Here is a 17347-nt window from a genome sequence, read left to right as displayed (position 1 = left end):
GGAGAAAATCTCCCCCCTGCCTTTCTGTTATGTGAATTACTTATAGAACTCATCAAGATATTTCTGGTAGATTGAAAGGTACTCATCAAGGCCATAAGCGTTGACCTGCTTGAGATACTCATCCCACTCAGCATCTGTAAGACCGTTCATAACGAAGTTACTCCTGCTGGAGTTGATGAAGCTGATAAGGTCTGTCTGGATAGTTGTAAGAGCCTCTGTATCTTCAGCTGTCATAAATACGTTAGGATAAACATACTTGCAGTTCATATCATCTGTGTAGTACTCCTTGATCCAGTCAAGACGATACTGTGCATCATCAGGACATGTAACATATACGCCGTAGTACTCGTCAAGGATTGCAAGAGGACCGCCTACACACTCAGCCTCACGAACCTCTACAGGAGAAGCATCGCCAAGAGGAGCATGCTTTAACATCTTGTCGCCGTTTGAATTTGTTGAAAGCTCAAAAATATCAAACTCGTCATCCTCACCATATGTTCCCCAGTTGTTCTGTGGTGACTGGAAAGGATCATACATAAGATCAAGCCATGAGCATACAAATGCCGGATTCTCGCACTTAGAAGTTACTACGCATCTGCCACGGTCGAAACCTGATGTAAATGAGCTGTTCATAGGAGTTACATTAACAACGTCAGCCTTAAGAGCTGCAAGTGGAACGAAATCCTCGAGGTTATCAATGTTAGCAACGTCCCATGTAAAGCAAACACCATATCTGTGTGACTTACCCTTAGCTACGTATGTTGACCAGTCCTGTGTAAAGCACTCAGGATCAATAAGTCCCTCTTCATAGAGCTTGTGAAGCCACTGCATACCAGACTTGAAGCCTTCCTGTGTAGCTGTGCAGATAACCTTCTTGTCATCTGTAACTGCTATATGCTGTCCGATATCATTGTCACCATAGCCCTCGCCAAAACCGTTGATAAGAAGGCTGGGATCCTGATCGTTCATGATGCATGACATAGGAATGATGTCACCCTCAATACCAAACTCAGCCTGAAGTTCAGATGCATGATCCTTGAAGGCCTTTAGAACTTCCTCGAACTCATCTACTGTTGTAGGTGTTTCAAGTTTCAGGAAATCAAGCCACTTCTTGTTGATGTATGTAAAGTTATTACCTACTGTCTGGATAGCTGTCTTGTTAGAACCAAGCTGCTCGATCCATGGAAGTGCCCAGATATGTCCCTCTGAATCCTCGCACATTGCACGATACTCAGGATACTTATCAAATACAGCCTTAAGGTTAGGCATGTTGTTGTCAATGTACTCTTCAAGTGGAAGAATAACTCCCTGATCTGAATATCTGATCAGATCTGAATTGCTAAAGCCTGCATTGAATACAAAATCTGTAAGAGTATTCTTGTTGGCCATGTTGAGCTGAATCTTGTCACCCCACTGATCATTTGAAATTGCTGTCCAGTCAACATGTACGTTTGTCTCCTCTTCAAGTCTCTTGAAGATTGTTCTGTTGTTAGGTTCTGACTCAGTTCCTGATGGATAGCTGATAGTACCTGTAATAGTAACCTTATTCTCCAATGGGAAACTAAGGTCATCTGCTGAAACAGTTGCTGCCCCACTACCTGTAGCACCCTTACCGCATCCAGTGATCATACCGGCTGTCATAGTAAGAACAAGTGCTGCTGAAAGTAACTTTGTTGTCTTCTTTTTCATTGTCCCTCTCCTTATTAAAAAATCTTTATTATCTCCTGTTGCCAGGGGAAGTTCGCTAACTCTTCTCAGCCCTTAACTGAGCCAACCATGATTCCTGAATCAAAATACTTCTGAAAGAATGGATACATTACAACAAGTGGTAAGCTTGAAATAATGATGGTTGCATATTTAAGAAGCTCTGCAAGCTGAGCTCTCTGTGCTGTACTCTGCATATCTGCAATCATTCCGGGATCCGGTTCATTCTGGATAAGAATAGCTCTTAGTACCAGCTGAAGTGGCTGCTTGTCTGCAGAATTAAGATAGATCATCGCATCAAAATAGCTGTTCCACATTCCTACAAACTGCCACAGTATCAAAACTGCTATAAGTGGTGTACATACAGGAAGAAGAATCCTGAAAAAGAACACCAATTCATTGGCTCCATCTACATCAGCAGCCTCTCTAAGCTCACTTGGTATTCCCTTAAAGTATGTCCTTGCAATTATCATGTTCCATACGCTAAAGGATCCAGGAAGAATTACTGCCCACATGGTATCAAGTAGCCCCATGTTACTGATAAGAAGGTATGTAGGAATAAGTCCGCCGCCAAAGAACATTGTGATGATAAAGATCGCATTAAAGAACTTTCTGCCCTTAAAATCATCCCTTGACATTGGGTAAGCACATAAAAGTGTGATAAACACTGAAATTACTGCAAATAGTACAGAGTATATAATTGCGTTTCTAAAACCAATCCATATCTGGGAGTTGGTCATAACTCTCTCATAAGCTGTAAGTGTCCACTTACTAAAATCAAATACAATTCCCTTGTTCTGCAGAGTTATAGGATCCATAAAAGAAGCTACGATAATGTAGACTACGGGACCTATAATTGCCATAACAAAGGCAGCAAGCAGAATATATCCAACAAGAAGAAAAATCTTATCTCCAAAGGAAGCTCTTGCAAACTCGCTCTTTTTAGCCCTAACTGTTTTCTCCATTTTGCTCTTCTCCTTATAGTCCCTGTCCGTCATTAAGCTTCTCAACAACCTTGTTGACCGCTATCAAAAGAATTACATTGACGATAGTGTTAAAAAGACCTACCGCTGTTGAATAGCTGTAATCACCATTCAAAAGACCCTTTTTGTAAACATAGGTTGCTATGATCTCAGATGAAGCAAGGTTCATATCTGACTGAAGTGCATAGGCCTTCTCAAAGCCGATGCTCATGATGTTACCTGCCTGAAGGATAAACTGGATAACAACCATATCCTTAATAGCCGGCCACTCTACTGCCTTGATCTGTTGCCAGATGTTAGCTCCGTCAATCTGTGCAGCCTCCTTGAGTTCCTTGCTGGCATTTGAAAGAGCTGCTGTATACATGATGGATGCCCAGCCTGCGCCCTGCCAGATACCGCTTATAATATAGATTGGTCTGAATGCTGCAGGTATTGTAAGGAAGTTGATGTTGGTTCCCATAAGCATGTTAAGAGGTCCCGTTACAGATAAAAGGATTCTGACCATACCGCAGAGAACTATGACTGAAATGAAATTCGGCATATACAAAACAAGCTGTATCTTCTGTTTGATCTTGCTGCTGGCTATTCTATTAAGAAGAAGGGCCAGAATGATTGGCATTGGGAATCCCCACAAGAGTCCGAAAACGCTAAGTTTGAGCGTATTAAAAAGATATTGCATAAAGTCGGGTGATGATAAGAACTGTTTGAAATACTTAAGTCCTACCCATTCACTTCCCAGGATTCCTTTAAATGGGTTGTATTTCTGAAATGCGATAAGAATTCCCCCCATTGGTAAGTACCTGAACACTATCGTAAGAAGAAGTGCAGGTCCCAGGAAGAACACATATAGCTGCCAGTGCTGCTTGACATAAATTAAAGAATTGTGCAGCGAATTATCTTTTGCCTTAGTGTTCATGTAACTCCTCCCAAAGTTTTACATTTGCATCATAATCATTTGCATATGTAAAATATAACACCGAGTTTTTTCACTGTCAACATAATTATTTTACATTTGCACAATAAATATTTACATTTGACACTTTAATTTTTACATTTTATAATGATATAGAATTGCGAGAATAACAAAGTTATGGAGCAATTCGTATATCATATATGTATCAAAAGCCATTTTTGACACATTCGAAAGACGGAGACATAATCATGGCAGCAAAGGTCACCTTACAAGATATAGCAGATGCTCTTGGAGTTTCCAGAAATACTGTATCCAAGGCAATCAACAACACAGGCGTTTTGGCAGAAGCCACTAGGCAGAAGGTCCTTGAAAAGGCAATAGAGATGGGTTACAAGCAGTTCTCCTATGCCAATTCTCTAGGAGATATCAAGAATCCTAATATAAGTGGCAGACCCACTGCTTCTGGTGAGATAGCTCTTTTCTCAGGAAGTTTCCTTAACAATTCACACTTTGCATCTACAATGCTTGATAAATTCCAGCACGAAATATCTCTACTGGGTTATAGCCTGACAATGCACAGAGTAGATTCCAATAATATAGAAACACACACACTTCCACTTTCCTACAGGCCAGATAATACCAAGGCCATCGTGTGCATTGAGATGTTTGATCACTCCTACTGCGAGATGCTCTGTAATTTAGGCCTCCCTGTCCTGATGATCGATGCTCCGGTTGCCAGCTACTGGAAGCCATTAAGTGCAGATGTGCTTCTTATGGATAATTTTTCAAATATCTATACAGTTGTTAATGATATGAGCAAAAGGGGAATTACCAAGATAGGCTTTGTAGGCCAGGTTACCCACTGCCGTTCCTTCTATGAGAGATTTATAGCCTTTAGAGAGGCCATGTACATCAACAATATTCCCTTTGAGGAGAAGTATTGCCTTACAGAGATACATCCCCATGGCACTGAGTATAGAGAGTACTTGTTCGAAGCTTTAAAAGGTCTCAAAGAGCTTCCTGAGTTGTTTATCTGTGCTAATGACTTTGTAGCACTTGACCTTATATATGGGCTTAAGAGACTAGGCATAGAATGCCCAAGGGATATTAAGATATTTGGCTTTGACGATTCACCTGAATCCAAGATCATGACTCCATCTCTTTCTACAAGCCATATTCACAGTCAGATAATCGGGTACTCAGCTGCAAATCTTGTTATATCAAGAATTGAGCAGCCAGACCTTAACTACCGCATCACCTATACCGAGACAGACCTGATTTATAGAGAGTCCACTAAGATTGAATAAACTTGCAAGTTTCAAAATATGCCTCACCTAACAGTTTTCGCTAGTTTAAGGCATAAAAAAGAGGATGTAGCCAACCTGGGCCACATCCTCTCATATAATATCAGTTATTCTTGTTGCGAAGCTCATCTTCCACTGTTTCGTATACGCGGATCCTCATCCTGTCTGAATCAGGCATTCCAATGAAAATTCCTCCATAGTGGAAAATATCTCCATCCTTGTTTGCTCTTGTTATCTGAAGGAAAACATGGATTTTGTCTTTGTTCCACAATGTAAGATTTGTCTCATAGTTGCTGCCAATGGTAAGCGCCCTGTCTGTGGTAAAACCAAGACCATCTCTTGAACAGTCCGTAATCTCAATCTGAGCAAGCTCGCCGTCTTCAACGCCGCCAACCTCTTTGATAAGAATCTCGCCCTGCATCTCTAGTCTTTTATTTTTTCTTTTATCTTCCATATTCACCCCACTAATATGCAAATAAACTATATTTCGTTATCTATATACATAATATCGCAATATATACATATCAGCAAGTTCAAATAACATACGAATCCTGAGAGATTTACTTGCCGAGTACCTAATTAGTTTGCAAAAAGAGGTGTTGAGAGATATCTGTCTCCTGAATCAGGAAGAAGAACAACGATGTTCTTGCCCTTATTCTCAGGTCTCTGAGCCAGGATTGTTGCTGCCTTTAAAGCTGCACCTGAAGAGATACCAACCAGGATACCCTCAGAAACTGCGAACTTCTTGCCCTCTGCGAAAGCATCCTCATTCTCAATTGCAATTACTTCATCATAAATCTTAGTATTAAGTGTATCAGGCACAAATCCAGCACCAATTCCCTGGATCTTGTGAGCGCCTGCCTCTCCCTTTGAAAGAACAGGGCTTGTTGCTGGCTCAACTGCAACAATCTTAACGTCTGGATTGACCTCTTTTAAGAACTCACCAACACCTGTGATTGTTCCGCCTGTACCAACACCTGCTACAAAGATATCAACCTGTCCGTCTGTCTGTTTCCAGATTTCAGGGCCTGTAGTCTTTCTGTGAATTTCAGGGTTAGCTGGGTTTACGAACTGGCCAAGGATTATTGCACCATCAATCTCTTTTTCAAGCTCTTCTGCCTTGGCAATTGCGCCCTTCATTCCCTTAGCGCCTTCTGTAAGAACTATCTCTGCGCCATAAGCCTTAAGAAGATTTCTTCTCTCAACACTCATTGTTTCTGGAAGTGTAAGGATTGCTCTGTAGCCCTTTGCTGCTGCAACTGCTGCAAGTCCGATACCTGTATTTCCTGATGTAGGCTCAATAATTGTAGCTCCTGGCTTTAGCTTGCCGCTCTTTTCAGCATTCTCGATCATGCTAAGTGCTACTCTATCCTTGACTGATCCAGCTGGGTTAAGGTATTCAAGCTTTGCAAGAAGTGTTGCTCCTGTAACCCCTGCTGCCTTTCCATATCCGTTAAGTTTAAGAAGTGGTGTTCCTCCGATAAGTTCAAGTGCGCTTTCTTTAATGTCTGCCATCTTTGTGTCCTCCATATATTTTATGTTTAATTATGTGCTGTTTGTTTTGATGTTTAAAATATATCACAGCCAATTCGGAAACGAAATTAAACAAACCTTATCGGAAGAAATAAGCTTGGCTTATAGGCTTTAATCAACAAGAATTCCCTCTTCATCAAAAGTATACTTTTTGAACCACTTTGTAATTGTTCTGCCCTTTACCATCTTGCCTTCGGAGTCAAAGTATCTTGTTCCCTCTTCAAAGTCAACAAACTTGCTGTTAACCACAGCGCCTCTGCCGTCTGCATAATATGTATCGCCATCTACAGTAAACAAAGTGTCATAGGCAACTACTCCCTCTGCATCAGCGTAGTATCTTGTGAGCCACTTCTCAAAGAAGCCTGTTACCATGTGTCCTTCTTTGTTAAAGTAATAGGTCTTATCATCTACAGTGACAAAGCTTGATGTAACCATCTTGCCATTGTCCTTGAAGTAATACTTATGTCCGTCAATTCTGGCAATACCTGTTACCTTCTGACCATCCTCTGTAACAAAATAAGTTGATCCCCACTTTGTTGTAAAGCTTCCCTCAAGATCCTTTTCAGGCTCTGGCTGTGGCTCAGGTTCTGGCTCAGGCTCATCAGTTCCAATTCCAAGATACTCAAGTACTGCCTCTTTACTTGCAAAGCTGTCCGTGCTGCTGTAAGTGAAATAGTTCTTTTCAATTGTGATGTCTCTGTTATCTGATAGCTGCGTGCCATTTCCATTGTTAAAGATATATGTAAGAGTTCCGGTCTTGAGCTCATCTGTTGGAACCTTGGCGCTATACCAGTTTGTGCCCTCTTCTCTTGTCATGCCTGTTCCTGGCCAGCCTCCGACAAGATTGTTGTACTCGCCATTTGGTCCGCCATAGACATAAAGGTATACATTCTGCCAGTTTGCATCTTCTGCCATCTCGTTGTAGAAATAAACTGTAGTCTTTTCTACCTGGGCGCTTTCGCCAATTGCCTTAAGTGCCTCTTTCTTGGAGCCATATTTCTGATATGAAATGCCATTATGAAGGAAGAACCTGTTCTTCATATCAGAAACCTTCATATCATTTGTCTGTTTGCCATTATTGCCATTGTTAAAGATAATGTTCAGATCTTCACTTGGACCTGCTGGAAGAACAACGCTATACCAGCCATCCTCATCCTGTGTAAGCTCTTTTCCTGGCCAATCTCCACAAGATACTGCTCCCCAAGTGTATACGCAGACCTTGTCCCATCCCTCTGTATTATAGAAGAAGGCTGTTACAAAAGAGCCTGATACTCCAAGAGCTTTTTCAGCAGCTTCCTTATCTTCAAATCTCTTTACTACAACCTGTCCCTCTGAAGCCTCAGCATCAGGGGCAAAATAGATATCTTTTGACTCAGGAGTTATTCCCTCGATATTAACTGTCTGAGTGCCATTTCCATTGTTAAAGATGACATTGTAAGAAGTGATATCGTCATAGGTCTTGATATCAGCCCTGTACCAGCCGCCATTTTCATTTATAGCTGCGCTTCCTGGCCAGCCTCCAAAAAGCTCCTTGCCGCCATCAAGCCATCCGTAGGCATTTACAGATGCCCAGTTCTCTGTGTTAAAGAAGTATACAGAATAGGTCTTAAGACCAATTGAGCTTTCTGCTTCCTCTTTTGAGACGTAAAGGTCGCTACTCTTTGCTGTAGCGTAGGTTCCGCTCTCTTTAGTTACTGTGTAAACAGGTGAAACTGCGCTGCCATCTGCCTTTTCAAAAGTGATGTCAAACTCATCATCAAGAACAGTTACAAAGAACCAACCGTCTTCTTCGCTCACAGCTGTAATTGTATCGCCTTTTCCATCAACTCTTGCTACTACGCTGTCCCAATTCTCTGAATTGTAGAAATATACAACCTTGCCAGTTCCTTCTTCTCTCTCAGAAAGAACAACTACGCCTTCTCCCTCGATAGAACCGCTGAGCACACCATCCTTTACAAGGAATACATTTTCGCTCCCCTCAACCTGGTCGCGATAAATACCATCTGCAAGATGTGTTTCTGCGCTTATGTTATTTCTATTTGTGCTGGCATTTACAAGTACAGCACCTTCCTTATTATCGCCAGATCTCTCAATCATAAGAACCTGATTGTTTCCACCAGGATTTGAAAGATATTCTCCGGCATCCCCCATCTCTTCTCTAAAAAGATTTACTGCTTTTACAATAGGAGCCTTGTAGATTGGGCTTCCTGCTGCGCCTATAATATTGTCACCATAAGGATTCTCAGAAGAACTGTTATTTGGTCTTGAGAAAAACAGTGGTGTTCCTGCATCTCTACTTGCTATAATAGCCCAGCCCAGGATCAGCTTGTCATCATCAATTGCTTTCCAGCTGCCCTCGCCATCGTTCATATAGTTATCATGAGACTCAACCCAGGTAACAAGCTTCTCTGTATCAGCTGTGTAGGTTCTGCCTGCAACTGTCTCATCATAGATCTGATAATCAAGTATTCTGTTTACAGAAAGGTCCCCTGCAGAAAGAGCTGAACGGATGCTGGAACCATAATTGCTGGCTGTTGTTCCTCCGATATACTCCTGATAAGCTGCAAGTCTGTCATTTGTTCCCTGAAGAACCTCTCCATATACAAAAAGATCGTCGTAGTCTTTACTTCCAACTTCCTCTGAATACTCGTTAAGAGCTTTCCTCATGTTAGGATAGAAAGTATTTCTGTCCTCCTGCCCTTCGTATGCAGCTGGAACAGGATCATCTGGAAGTGAAATGTGCTTGGCTGTATCAATTCTAAAGCCGTCAGCGCCGAGATATACGCAGTCCTTTAAGAATTCATAGAAATACTGCTGGAAACTGATATTCTCAGTATCAACATCTGGAAGTCCACCCATTTCATAGTAGGTAAGCTCAAGTCTGTCTGTATATCCGCCTGCAGTCCTACCTGTCTTGTGATAAAGAGCATCCTCCCCACCTGCTGCATCAAAGAGATCCTGAGATATGCTGCTATAAGTAGGTGTTGTGTGGTTTGGAAGAATGTCAACAATGACAGCAATTCCATACTCATCTGCCACATCACACATGTGCTTGAATTCATCTCTTGTACCAAGCTGATAGTTTCCAATCACCCAGTCAGTTGGCTGGTAGTGATACCACCACATGCCATCAGGGCCGTGAAGGTTCATACCAGGATTGGTATCAAGGCATTCGTTTATAGGAGATGTCTGGACTGCTGTATAGCCAGCATCTGCTATGTCTGCCATGTTGTCTGCTATAGTATTAAAGCTCCAGCAGAAGGCATGAAGAATTGCGCCGTGCTGGATGTGGTCGCGGGTAATAAGGCTGTTATCCGCTTCCCTTTGCTGTCTTGGAGCAAGTGCTGTAACTGAGTACTCCTTGGAAGGAGTGCTTTCTGTTACTGAATACTCATCGCTAAGAACATCTGAAGAAGTATCTGAAGCCTCTATGCTTACTTCATCTGCAGATATTTTCTGGTCTTCTTCTGTCCCAGTCTTAGTTTCGTCATAAAATTCTGATGCGCCTGAACTTGCGCTTGCAGAGGCATCTAGTGCCGCCTCTTCGCCTTCCTGGGCAGAACTTACCAAACTTGCCGCTTCAAGTCCTTGATTTTCCTGAGGCTCCGTGGCCAACGCATTGGAAACGTTTCCAAAAGAGCTCAAAAAAATAGACAAGCTTAAACCTGCCGTAGATAGTGCTTTAATCCACAATTTTCCCCTTTTCATACTTTTACCTCCAAAAAATAATAGCACCGATTAACTATATATCAATTATAGTTAGTCGATGCTACTATGGTCAATTGTTGAAAGTCTTATAAATTCCGGAAACGTTTTTGTAAACTTTGTATAGTAAACTTTGTATAGTAAACTTTTTACGATTTAAATGAAGAGACATGCATCTCCGAATGAGAAGAACCTGTATTTCTCTTTAATAGCCTCTTCGTAAGCCCCAAGTACATGCTCTCTTCCAGCAAAGGCAGATACCAGCATAACAAGTGTTGACTCAGGAAGATGGAAGTTAGTAATAAGCCCATCCATAAGCTTAAACTTGTAACCAGGATAGATAAAGATTGAAGTATCTCCGCTTGAAGCCTTAATAGTTCCGTCCTCACTTGCTGCACTCTCTATAGTTCTGCAGCTGGTGGTACCAACACAGATAACGCGGTGCCCTGACTCTTTTGCCTTCATGATCTTATCAGCTGCTTCCTGTGTTACCTGATACCACTCTGTATGCATGTGGTGTTCCTTGACATTAGTAACCTTAACTGGTCTGAAGGTTCCAAGTCCAACATGCAAAGTTACAAAGGCCATGTCCACGCCCTTTTCCCTGATTTTCTCAAGAAGGTCATCAGTAAAGTGAAGGCCAGCAGTTGGCGCTGCAGCAGAGCCCTCAAACTTAGCATAGACTGTCTGATACATGCTCTTGTCCTGAAGCTTGTGGGTAATATATGGAGGAAGTGGCATCTCTCCAAGCTTATCAAGAACCTCTTCCCAGATTCCATCATAGTAGAATTTCACAAGGCGGTTTCCCTCATCTACTATGTCCATGATCTCAGCCTTAAGTATTCCATCGCCAAAAGATACCCTTGCTCCCGGGCGAAGCTTCTTGCCTGGCTTTACAAGTGTCTCCCAGACATCTGCCTCTTTTCTCTTTAAAAGAAGAATCTCAACAGCAGCTCCTGTCTCTTCCTTGACTCCAAGAAGCCTTGCAGGTATTACCTTGGTGTTGTTAAGAACAAGGCAGTCACCTGGCTCAAGATAGTTTATCACCTCATTAAATACGTGATGCTCCACCTTGCCTGAGTTCTTGTCCATAACAAGGAGCTTACACTCATCCCTCTTCTCCATTGGGTCCTGAGCTATAAGCTCCTTGGGAAGATCAAAATAATAATCTGCAGTTGATAGTCCTATTTCTACATTCTCACTCATTTTCTTTGTCCTTAAAAAATAAACTGTTACACTCTATTCCACGATTTTTTTTCGCGAAGAAGAGTATAACAGTTTAATAGTTTTAAAGCAAGTTGAGGGAAAATTATAACTTCCTTTCAGTATATTTATCAGAAATAATTGCCAGGGTAGCAGAGATGTCATTAAGGGTCTGGGTCATATTCTGGATCATGAGCTGATTAACCTTGTCATCAGAAAGATCATGATTCTTCATACGTTCCTGCATCTCTTTTACTCTCTGCTGCTGAAGGGCTGTAACCTCTGAAACTCTACTCATATATGCACCACCTTTCTCATACAATTAAGCCTGCCAAGCTTCAAATACTGTTAGAATCCATAAACGGTAATTCGTCTTAACATAAACAAATTATAACTCAAATATGAGCATATATGAGTGTTTTTCCCTATATTTAATAATGCTTTAATAATTTGCCTGTGGGCCAAGGTAGCTCTCAGGAAGCTGATAATCTTTTTTCTTGACCACAAGCTTTTCTATGATCACACCTGGGTCTTTGGCATAAATTCTAAGCTCATTGCAGCCCTTTTTAAGGCTTACTCTCTGGCAGATACATCTTCCGCCTCGTAATACTCCCTGAGCCCAGTCCTCATCCTGCCATTCTGTGTAGTAGTGATCTGATACGGCATGAACAAGCTGTGGCGCGTCATCTGAAACTCCCAGATAAAAGCTCAGTCTTCCGCCCTTGTGATATGGGTTTCTTGTAAGAAGGTAAAAGACAACGTCATACTCTCCCTCTTCCTCCACATCAAAAGCATATGCAACGCTTGGAGCTTTCTGGAAATCTTCAAAGGTCTTCATAGGAGGAAATGCCTTTATAGCTGAGCCTTCTCTTCCAAGGTGCTCCACAACTTCAAAGGAGCCTTCCTCTGAATCTTTTTTATCTGCAAAGTCACTGGCACTAATGCAGCAGTAATTATAATGTCCTCCAACTCTGCCCAGCCTCTTGCCTGTGCTGTCCTCTGCATTTTCCGAAGTCGCTGGCAGGAGGCACACATAGTCCACGTGGGTTTCCTGTCCGTTGTCAAAAGAGATCTTGACTCTTCCCTTGGACTCGAAGACCGCGGGACTAACTGCATTTCTCATGATAGAAACGACGCTTCTTCCTGCCTCTACTCTGCCCCTTAAGTTACTAAACTTAAGGGCTTTATCTTCAGGAATGATCTCATAGTCAAAAGAGACATCGCCCTTGGTATCTATATCAAGAAATACTCCCTTAGTATCAGGATTAAGGAAATCATCGCACACAATAGGCGCCATATCCTGCCAATGGGCACCGAGATGGTATCTGTCATAGCCTCTAAAGCTTACAATAGCCTTGGCTCCTGAAATAGGTGATACCTTAACCGGAGCTGGATAGAACCACTCTCTGTCATCCCAGGTCCTAAAACCTGTGTGGGCTGAGCTAAGGCAATGGTTCCACTTACCATCTGCTATCTGGTGGAACTCTTTTACCAGCTGCTTATCAAGGAATATCCTGCCCTCTATCTCATTTAAATAGCTGTTTGCATATACTGAGCCTCTCTTTGCCAGGGCATGGTTAAAACCAGTAAGGATCCAGGCAACAATCAAATTAAGAGAAGCTGTGGCAGCATAGTAAACCATGCTCTCGTAGGTAAGAAGCGCTTCACCCGTCAGCTCAGCTTTGAGTCTTCCTGCTGTAGCCAGGATATCTTTTACCTCAAAAAGAACTCTCTCGCTTTCTCTGAAATGAACCGGGTTATAAATTGTCTCGTTCATTGTTTCCGGAGTTCTAAGGGCGTTGTATCTTGTATAGCCTTCAAGAACCTTGAACATATCCTTTTTCTGGGAATCGCTTAGTCTATTTCCAAACTGCTTGTTTATCCAGAGGTAGACATAGTTATCTATCTTGTTAAAGCCGTTGGAGCCCCAGGTCTCATAGTCGTAGGCAAGATCCATGAAAAAGCTAAGTGGATACTCCATCTCTTTAAGATCGCCGACATTGACGATCCACATCTTGCGAACGCCCGCCTCATAGGCCGTTGTCATCTGCTCCCAGGTCTTGGTAAGGCGGTTGCAGTTAGTCCACTCATAGCTTATAGGTGCTCCGTGGTAGTCGAAGTGGTAGTACATTCCGTATCCACCTGGGTGCTGCCTCTCTTTTTCTGTAGGAAGGTTCCTTAAGTTTCCATGGTTGTCATCACTTAGGAGGAAAATAGTATCCTTGAGTTCATCCCAGTCCTTGAGGCCCTGACAGGTCTCATCTCCGTAGTAGTAATCCTCTACTTCCTTGTAGATTGCAAGCATCCTGGGAACATTTTTTAATACTTCCGCGTAGTCAGCTTCAGTCTCTGCTGCCTTAGTATAAATATTGTTTCCGTCCTTGAACTGGTCAAAAAGAATCTTATCCTGAGCAAGAATTGCCTTTTTTACGACCTCTATGTTATCCTTCATGGTTGCATCTTCTGGAAGAAGCTTGGAATCTGCTTCTCCACGCATACCAATAGTTATAACGCTCTCAAAATCCTTATTTCTCTTAACACCATTTTCCCAAAATCTTGTTATAGCATCAGCATTTGATAAAAAGCTCCAGGAATTGTCATTCCCGTACTCCTTGTACTGCTGCTGCCACTCGTTGCCGGCTCTGAAAAGCGGCTCGTGGTGGGAGGTTCCCATAATAACGCCAAGAGTATCGGCAAGCCTTGCATTTTCTATGCCAGGACCATCCTCAGAAAAGTTTGAATTCCACATGGCAGGCCACATGTAGTTGCCCTTAAGTCGCAGGAGTAGTTCAAATATTTTCCTGTAGCACTTGGCATTAACGCCGCCAAACTTCTCTGTTGCCCAGTTTCCAAAGGCTGGCCACTCATCATTTATAAAGAAGCCTCTATAGTAAACAGAAGGCTCCTTGGAGACATACATATTACTGTATGCGCTGCTTGATGTGCTTGCTACAGCACCTGTGCCATTATAAGCTGGCTGGCCAACTATCTCTACATCAAGAAATTGCTTCTTTTCTGGAATTGCGTCGCCAAAATAAACAAGAGGAGAAACTCCGCACAGCTCTGATAGCTGGAACATTCCATAGATTGTGCCTCTCTTGTCACTTCCGGCAATTACAAGAAGCTGCATTGCTGCGCTATTTGCCATTGCCGTAGCAGGCAGATCAATTATCTTAATCATGAAGACTTCTCTTTTACCTCTAAGTAAAGATAAGTCAATCAGGCCTCTCTGCTCCAGTTCATCAAGATACTGGCTCTTTCCAACAGTACCTATGAAAACAGCCGTATTTCCAGAAACCTCGCTTACTGTCCCTATAATTCTGGGCGCAAGGCCTGTAACCATACACAGATCCTCAGCTATAGTATTACCAATTTCCTTAACTCCCTCAAATGCGCTCTCTTCAATGACAAGTTCTGCCATTGCGCGTCCGTCAAATATCCTTATCATGTCCACAACTCCCCTATACTTCATTATTGAAAAACATGGATCATTATAAGGATACTTCAAAGTCTGCGCATTTATCTACTTAATGCTTGCTTAAATCTTCCCATTTAGGTTATTGTATTTCTTTTTTTTCTCTTATGTTACGATTTATCCTGCTTGGCATTTTGCTATAATTATTCTTGCTTACCTCAAGCAGGAAGGAATGAATTAACAAAAATGGATAGTAAAACAATATACTTAAAAAGACAGTCTTCAGATACAATGCTGGATTTATCGCAAAAGATAATGGATGACATGCGCAAAGAAAGCCCTGATGCGGAAGTTGTTGTCTACAACATAGAACACGTGGGAGAAGCAGAAGTTCTGCTTCTTGGTTTTGAAAAATACTATTATAGAATTAAGAGCTGCGCCTCAGTTGTTATCCAATGTATTCATGTTGGTGACAAGCAAGTGGCTACGGTATCTGGCCTTGGTGGCGGTGCCGGAAGATTATTGATGAGCTGGGGTGCCAATGAAGACTTCGCCAATATAGCTGCAGAAGTATTAAAAGCTCATGGATTTCACTAAATCCATGAGCTTTTAGACACTCGTAATTCCTTATGCCAAAAGCTACATCCAAAAAAATAAAAGAAAAAAAACAAATTATTTTTCTTTTTTTTTGACTTTATTTCCTTCTAAGCCGCTAATATAATGTTCTCTAGAATTAATCACTTTTTGATAGAGGCATCCCAAATGAAAAAATCTATTTTTTACCTTTTATTTCCATTTTTCTTAATTGGAATACAACTAATATCTCTTCTTTGCGCATTTATTGGGTATGGAATACAAAATGTAGATAGTAGTCTGTATTTTTTTGGATTTTTAATTGCTATTTTTATTTTTATGCTGGGCGGAATCATTTCATTAACTGTGAATTTATGCGGATTAGTACATCTTCATAAGCAATCATCACAAAACATTTTTGCACCTAAAAAATTCTATGTATTTCAGATCATTGAATTGATCTTCAGTATACTCTGGATCATATTCTCATTTGCTGCATTTTCCAATAGCATGAGCGTTTAACACTTTTAGCGAAAACTACGGTTAATTGGAATAGAGCTTAGAAATCAAAAACTTATCTGATTAAGCAGGTTAAAGAGTCCGCTCTTGATCGCATTGTTATCATGATCAGCTCCAGTAATCTCATACCAAATGTGATCAGCGCCGTTTGCATCAAGAAGCTCATGATACTGCTTGGGATAGGTGCCTACGACTGAATCCCTGGTGCCGCAGCAGACAATAAATACATTCGGTTCTATAGCACCCTCTGCAAACTTCATTTCATCTTCCTGAATCTGGCCTTCATGGGTCATGAATTTATCCTGAGTAGGTACGATTCCGGGAGCTGGAGAAATGGCGCAGACATATCCAAAAAGCTCCGGCCTTTGAAGGGTTATATAAATTGTCTCTCTTCCGCCCATGGAAAATCCAGCAAGATAGGTATTCTCTCTTCCTGTAAGAACTGAATATTCGCTTTCAATATGAGGCATAAGGTCATTTACAAGATCATTTATAAAATTGTCGTAAGGAAGTACGCTTTTGCTGTCAAAGCCAGGCTTCTGGTCTGGATCTGATGTGGCATACATATTAGGGCACACAACGATAGTCTCATCGATATATCCGTCATAAGCCATATTTCCTACTATTTCTCTTATCTTATTGGATTTGTCCTGAGAAAAAGAATATTCATCACCAAATATTCCATGTAAAAGATAAAGGACTGGATATTTCTTGTCCTTACTATAGTCTGCAGGCAAGAGGATGCTGTAGCCTCTTTCCATTTTGCAGGTATCAGAATAATAGGTTCCATGCGTAAACTCGCCATATGAAACGTTGCCCCTCGTAGCTTCAAATATTACGGGACATCGCTCCTTTATTTCATCATCAAGAACAAAGGCTGTAGCCTCAGCGCCTTCCTCTTCTTCTGTCTTAATTCCTGTGGCAAAAGAACTTAAATCTTCACTACTACTTGTTACCATTTCACTCTCCCCTTGTGTACTTGCGCCGCAAGCGCTTAACGCCGTGATCAGAAAGGCCATAAGCACACATATACTTTTTTTCTTCATATCAAAAATCCCCATTTTTAGTGCTTTTACATACTTTACTATGATACCATGTGTATCCCCAAATTTAAAAAAATATTTTTGTCTTATGCCAATTTTACAGGGTTCCCTGGGCAGCCTGAATAATCTGACCCATTTTGAATTTATCTCGGATTTATTTCGGATTTTACATCTATATATTTATTTTTGATAAATGGGATGAGCGCAAATTTTTTCAGTACATCTTTTATTTTCCTTTTAGCAAAAAAGTTGTAGCAATAGTCCGTTAATGTAAAACTATCAAGGCATTTTGTTCCTTAAGCAACAACTTTCTTTGCAATCTTGAGAAAAAAGATGTAAGAGTACTTGGATAAACAAGTGTAATATTGAAGACTCAAGCTTTTTGTTACATCCTTTTCAACAGAAACCAGATACCAGATGTATTGACAATTTTTTAACGTGTCCAGTTTTTA

The 17347-nt window shown here is 41.4% G+C and carries 12 protein-coding genes; 2 read left to right on the top strand and 10 right to left on the bottom strand.

What is annotated here, in order from left to right:
• Positions 1–36: 36 nt before the first annotated feature.
• The 3 genes from BLO53_RS07065 to BLO53_RS07055 all read right to left on the bottom strand — a co-directional run bounded on the left by BLO53_RS07065 (position 37) and on the right by BLO53_RS07055 (position 3603).
• Positions 37–1689, bottom strand: a complete 1653-nt coding sequence (locus BLO53_RS07065; protein WP_092060032.1) for an ABC transporter substrate-binding protein — start codon at positions 1687–1689, stop codon at positions 37–39.
• 65 nt (positions 1690–1754) lie between these two features.
• On the bottom strand, positions 1755–2669 hold the full coding sequence (locus BLO53_RS07060) for a carbohydrate ABC transporter permease (protein ID WP_092060106.1): 915 nt from the start codon (positions 2667–2669) through the stop codon (positions 1755–1757).
• 13 nt (positions 2670–2682) lie between these two features.
• Entirely contained in the window at positions 2683–3603 is a 921-nt protein-coding gene (locus tag BLO53_RS07055) for an ABC transporter permease (RefSeq protein ID WP_092060030.1), read from the bottom strand.
• 245 nt (positions 3604–3848) lie between these two features.
• On the opposite strand from BLO53_RS07055, the gene BLO53_RS07050 reads away from it, so the two are divergent.
• Entirely contained in the window at positions 3849–4907 is a 1059-nt protein-coding gene (locus tag BLO53_RS07050) for a LacI family DNA-binding transcriptional regulator (RefSeq protein ID WP_092060027.1), read from the top strand.
• Positions 4908–5007: 100 nt separating this feature from the next.
• On the opposite strand, the gene BLO53_RS07045 is transcribed toward BLO53_RS07050, so the two are convergent.
• The 6 genes from BLO53_RS07045 to BLO53_RS07020 form a co-directional block, all read right to left on the bottom strand.
• On the bottom strand, positions 5008–5358 hold the full coding sequence (locus BLO53_RS07045) for a PilZ domain-containing protein (protein ID WP_092060025.1): 351 nt from the start codon (positions 5356–5358) through the stop codon (positions 5008–5010).
• Positions 5359–5483: 125 nt separating this feature from the next.
• Entirely contained in the window at positions 5484–6419 is a 936-nt protein-coding gene (cysK, locus tag BLO53_RS07040) for a cysteine synthase A (protein ID WP_092060023.1), read from the bottom strand.
• Between the two features lie 129 nt (positions 6420–6548).
• Positions 6549–10145: a starch-binding protein gene (locus BLO53_RS07035; RefSeq protein WP_092060021.1), complete on the bottom strand. Its 3597-nt coding sequence runs from the start codon at positions 10143–10145 to the stop codon at positions 6549–6551.
• A gap of 153 nt (positions 10146–10298) precedes the next feature.
• On the bottom strand, positions 10299–11348 hold the full coding sequence (gene queA, locus BLO53_RS07030) for a tRNA preQ1(34) S-adenosylmethionine ribosyltransferase-isomerase QueA (protein ID WP_092060019.1): 1050 nt from the start codon (positions 11346–11348) through the stop codon (positions 10299–10301).
• Between the two features lie 103 nt (positions 11349–11451).
• Positions 11452–11643 (bottom strand): hypothetical protein, encoded by a 192-nt coding sequence (locus BLO53_RS07025; protein WP_092060017.1) that lies wholly within the window; start codon positions 11641–11643, stop codon positions 11452–11454.
• Positions 11644–11787: 144 nt separating this feature from the next.
• Positions 11788–14793, bottom strand: a complete 3006-nt coding sequence (locus BLO53_RS07020; protein WP_176757200.1) for a glycosyl hydrolase 115 family protein — start codon at positions 14791–14793, stop codon at positions 11788–11790.
• A 213-nt stretch (positions 14794–15006) separates the two neighbouring features.
• On the opposite strand from BLO53_RS07020, the gene BLO53_RS07015 reads away from it, so the two are divergent.
• A complete protein-coding gene (locus BLO53_RS07015; protein ID WP_092060013.1) occupies positions 15007–15357 on the top strand; it encodes a DUF6054 family protein in 351 nt (116 codons plus the stop codon).
• A 542-nt stretch (positions 15358–15899) separates the two neighbouring features.
• Here the strand turns inward: BLO53_RS07015 and BLO53_RS07005 are convergent.
• Positions 15900–16898, bottom strand: coding sequence for an alpha/beta hydrolase (locus BLO53_RS07005; RefSeq protein ID WP_176757199.1), 999 nt, complete (start codon positions 16896–16898; stop codon positions 15900–15902).
• Between the last annotated feature and the right edge of the window lie 449 nt (positions 16899–17347).

Origin of the sequence: Butyrivibrio sp. INlla14 (assembly GCF_900102515.1) — a bacterium.
Classification (GTDB): Bacteria; Bacillota; Clostridia; order Lachnospirales; family Lachnospiraceae; genus Butyrivibrio.
This window is presented reverse-complemented; position numbering and strand designations above follow the sequence as displayed.

Coding starts and splice junctions, on each gene's coding strand:
- BLO53_RS07065 (WP_092060032.1), bottom strand. CDS start 1,689: ATGAAAAAGAAGACAACAAAGTTACTTTCAGCAGCACTTGTTCTTACT.
- BLO53_RS07060 (WP_092060106.1), bottom strand. CDS start 2,669: ATGGAGAAAACAGTTAGGGCTAAAAAGAGCGAGTTTGCAAGAGCTTCC.
- BLO53_RS07055 (WP_092060030.1), bottom strand. CDS start 3,603: ATGAACACTAAGGCAAAAGATAATTCGCTGCACAATTCTTTAATTTAT.
- BLO53_RS07050 (WP_092060027.1), top strand. CDS start 3,849: ATGGCAGCAAAGGTCACCTTACAAGATATAGCAGATGCTCTTGGAGTT.
- BLO53_RS07045 (WP_092060025.1), bottom strand. CDS start 5,358: ATGGAAGATAAAAGAAAAAATAAAAGACTAGAGATGCAGGGCGAGATT.
- cysK (WP_092060023.1), bottom strand. CDS start 6,419: ATGGCAGACATTAAAGAAAGCGCACTTGAACTTATCGGAGGAACACCA.
- BLO53_RS07035 (WP_092060021.1), bottom strand. CDS start 10,145: ATGAAAAGGGGAAAATTGTGGATTAAAGCACTATCTACGGCAGGTTTA.
- queA (WP_092060019.1), bottom strand. CDS start 11,348: ATGAGTGAGAATGTAGAAATAGGACTATCAACTGCAGATTATTATTTT.
- BLO53_RS07025 (WP_092060017.1), bottom strand. CDS start 11,643: ATGAGTAGAGTTTCAGAGGTTACAGCCCTTCAGCAGCAGAGAGTAAAA.
- BLO53_RS07020 (WP_176757200.1), bottom strand. CDS start 14,793: ATGATAAGGATATTTGACGGACGCGCAATGGCAGAACTTGTCATTGAA.
- BLO53_RS07015 (WP_092060013.1), top strand. CDS start 15,007: ATGGATAGTAAAACAATATACTTAAAAAGACAGTCTTCAGATACAATG.
- BLO53_RS07005 (WP_176757199.1), bottom strand. CDS start 16,898: ATGAAGAAAAAAAGTATATGTGTGCTTATGGCCTTTCTGATCACGGCG.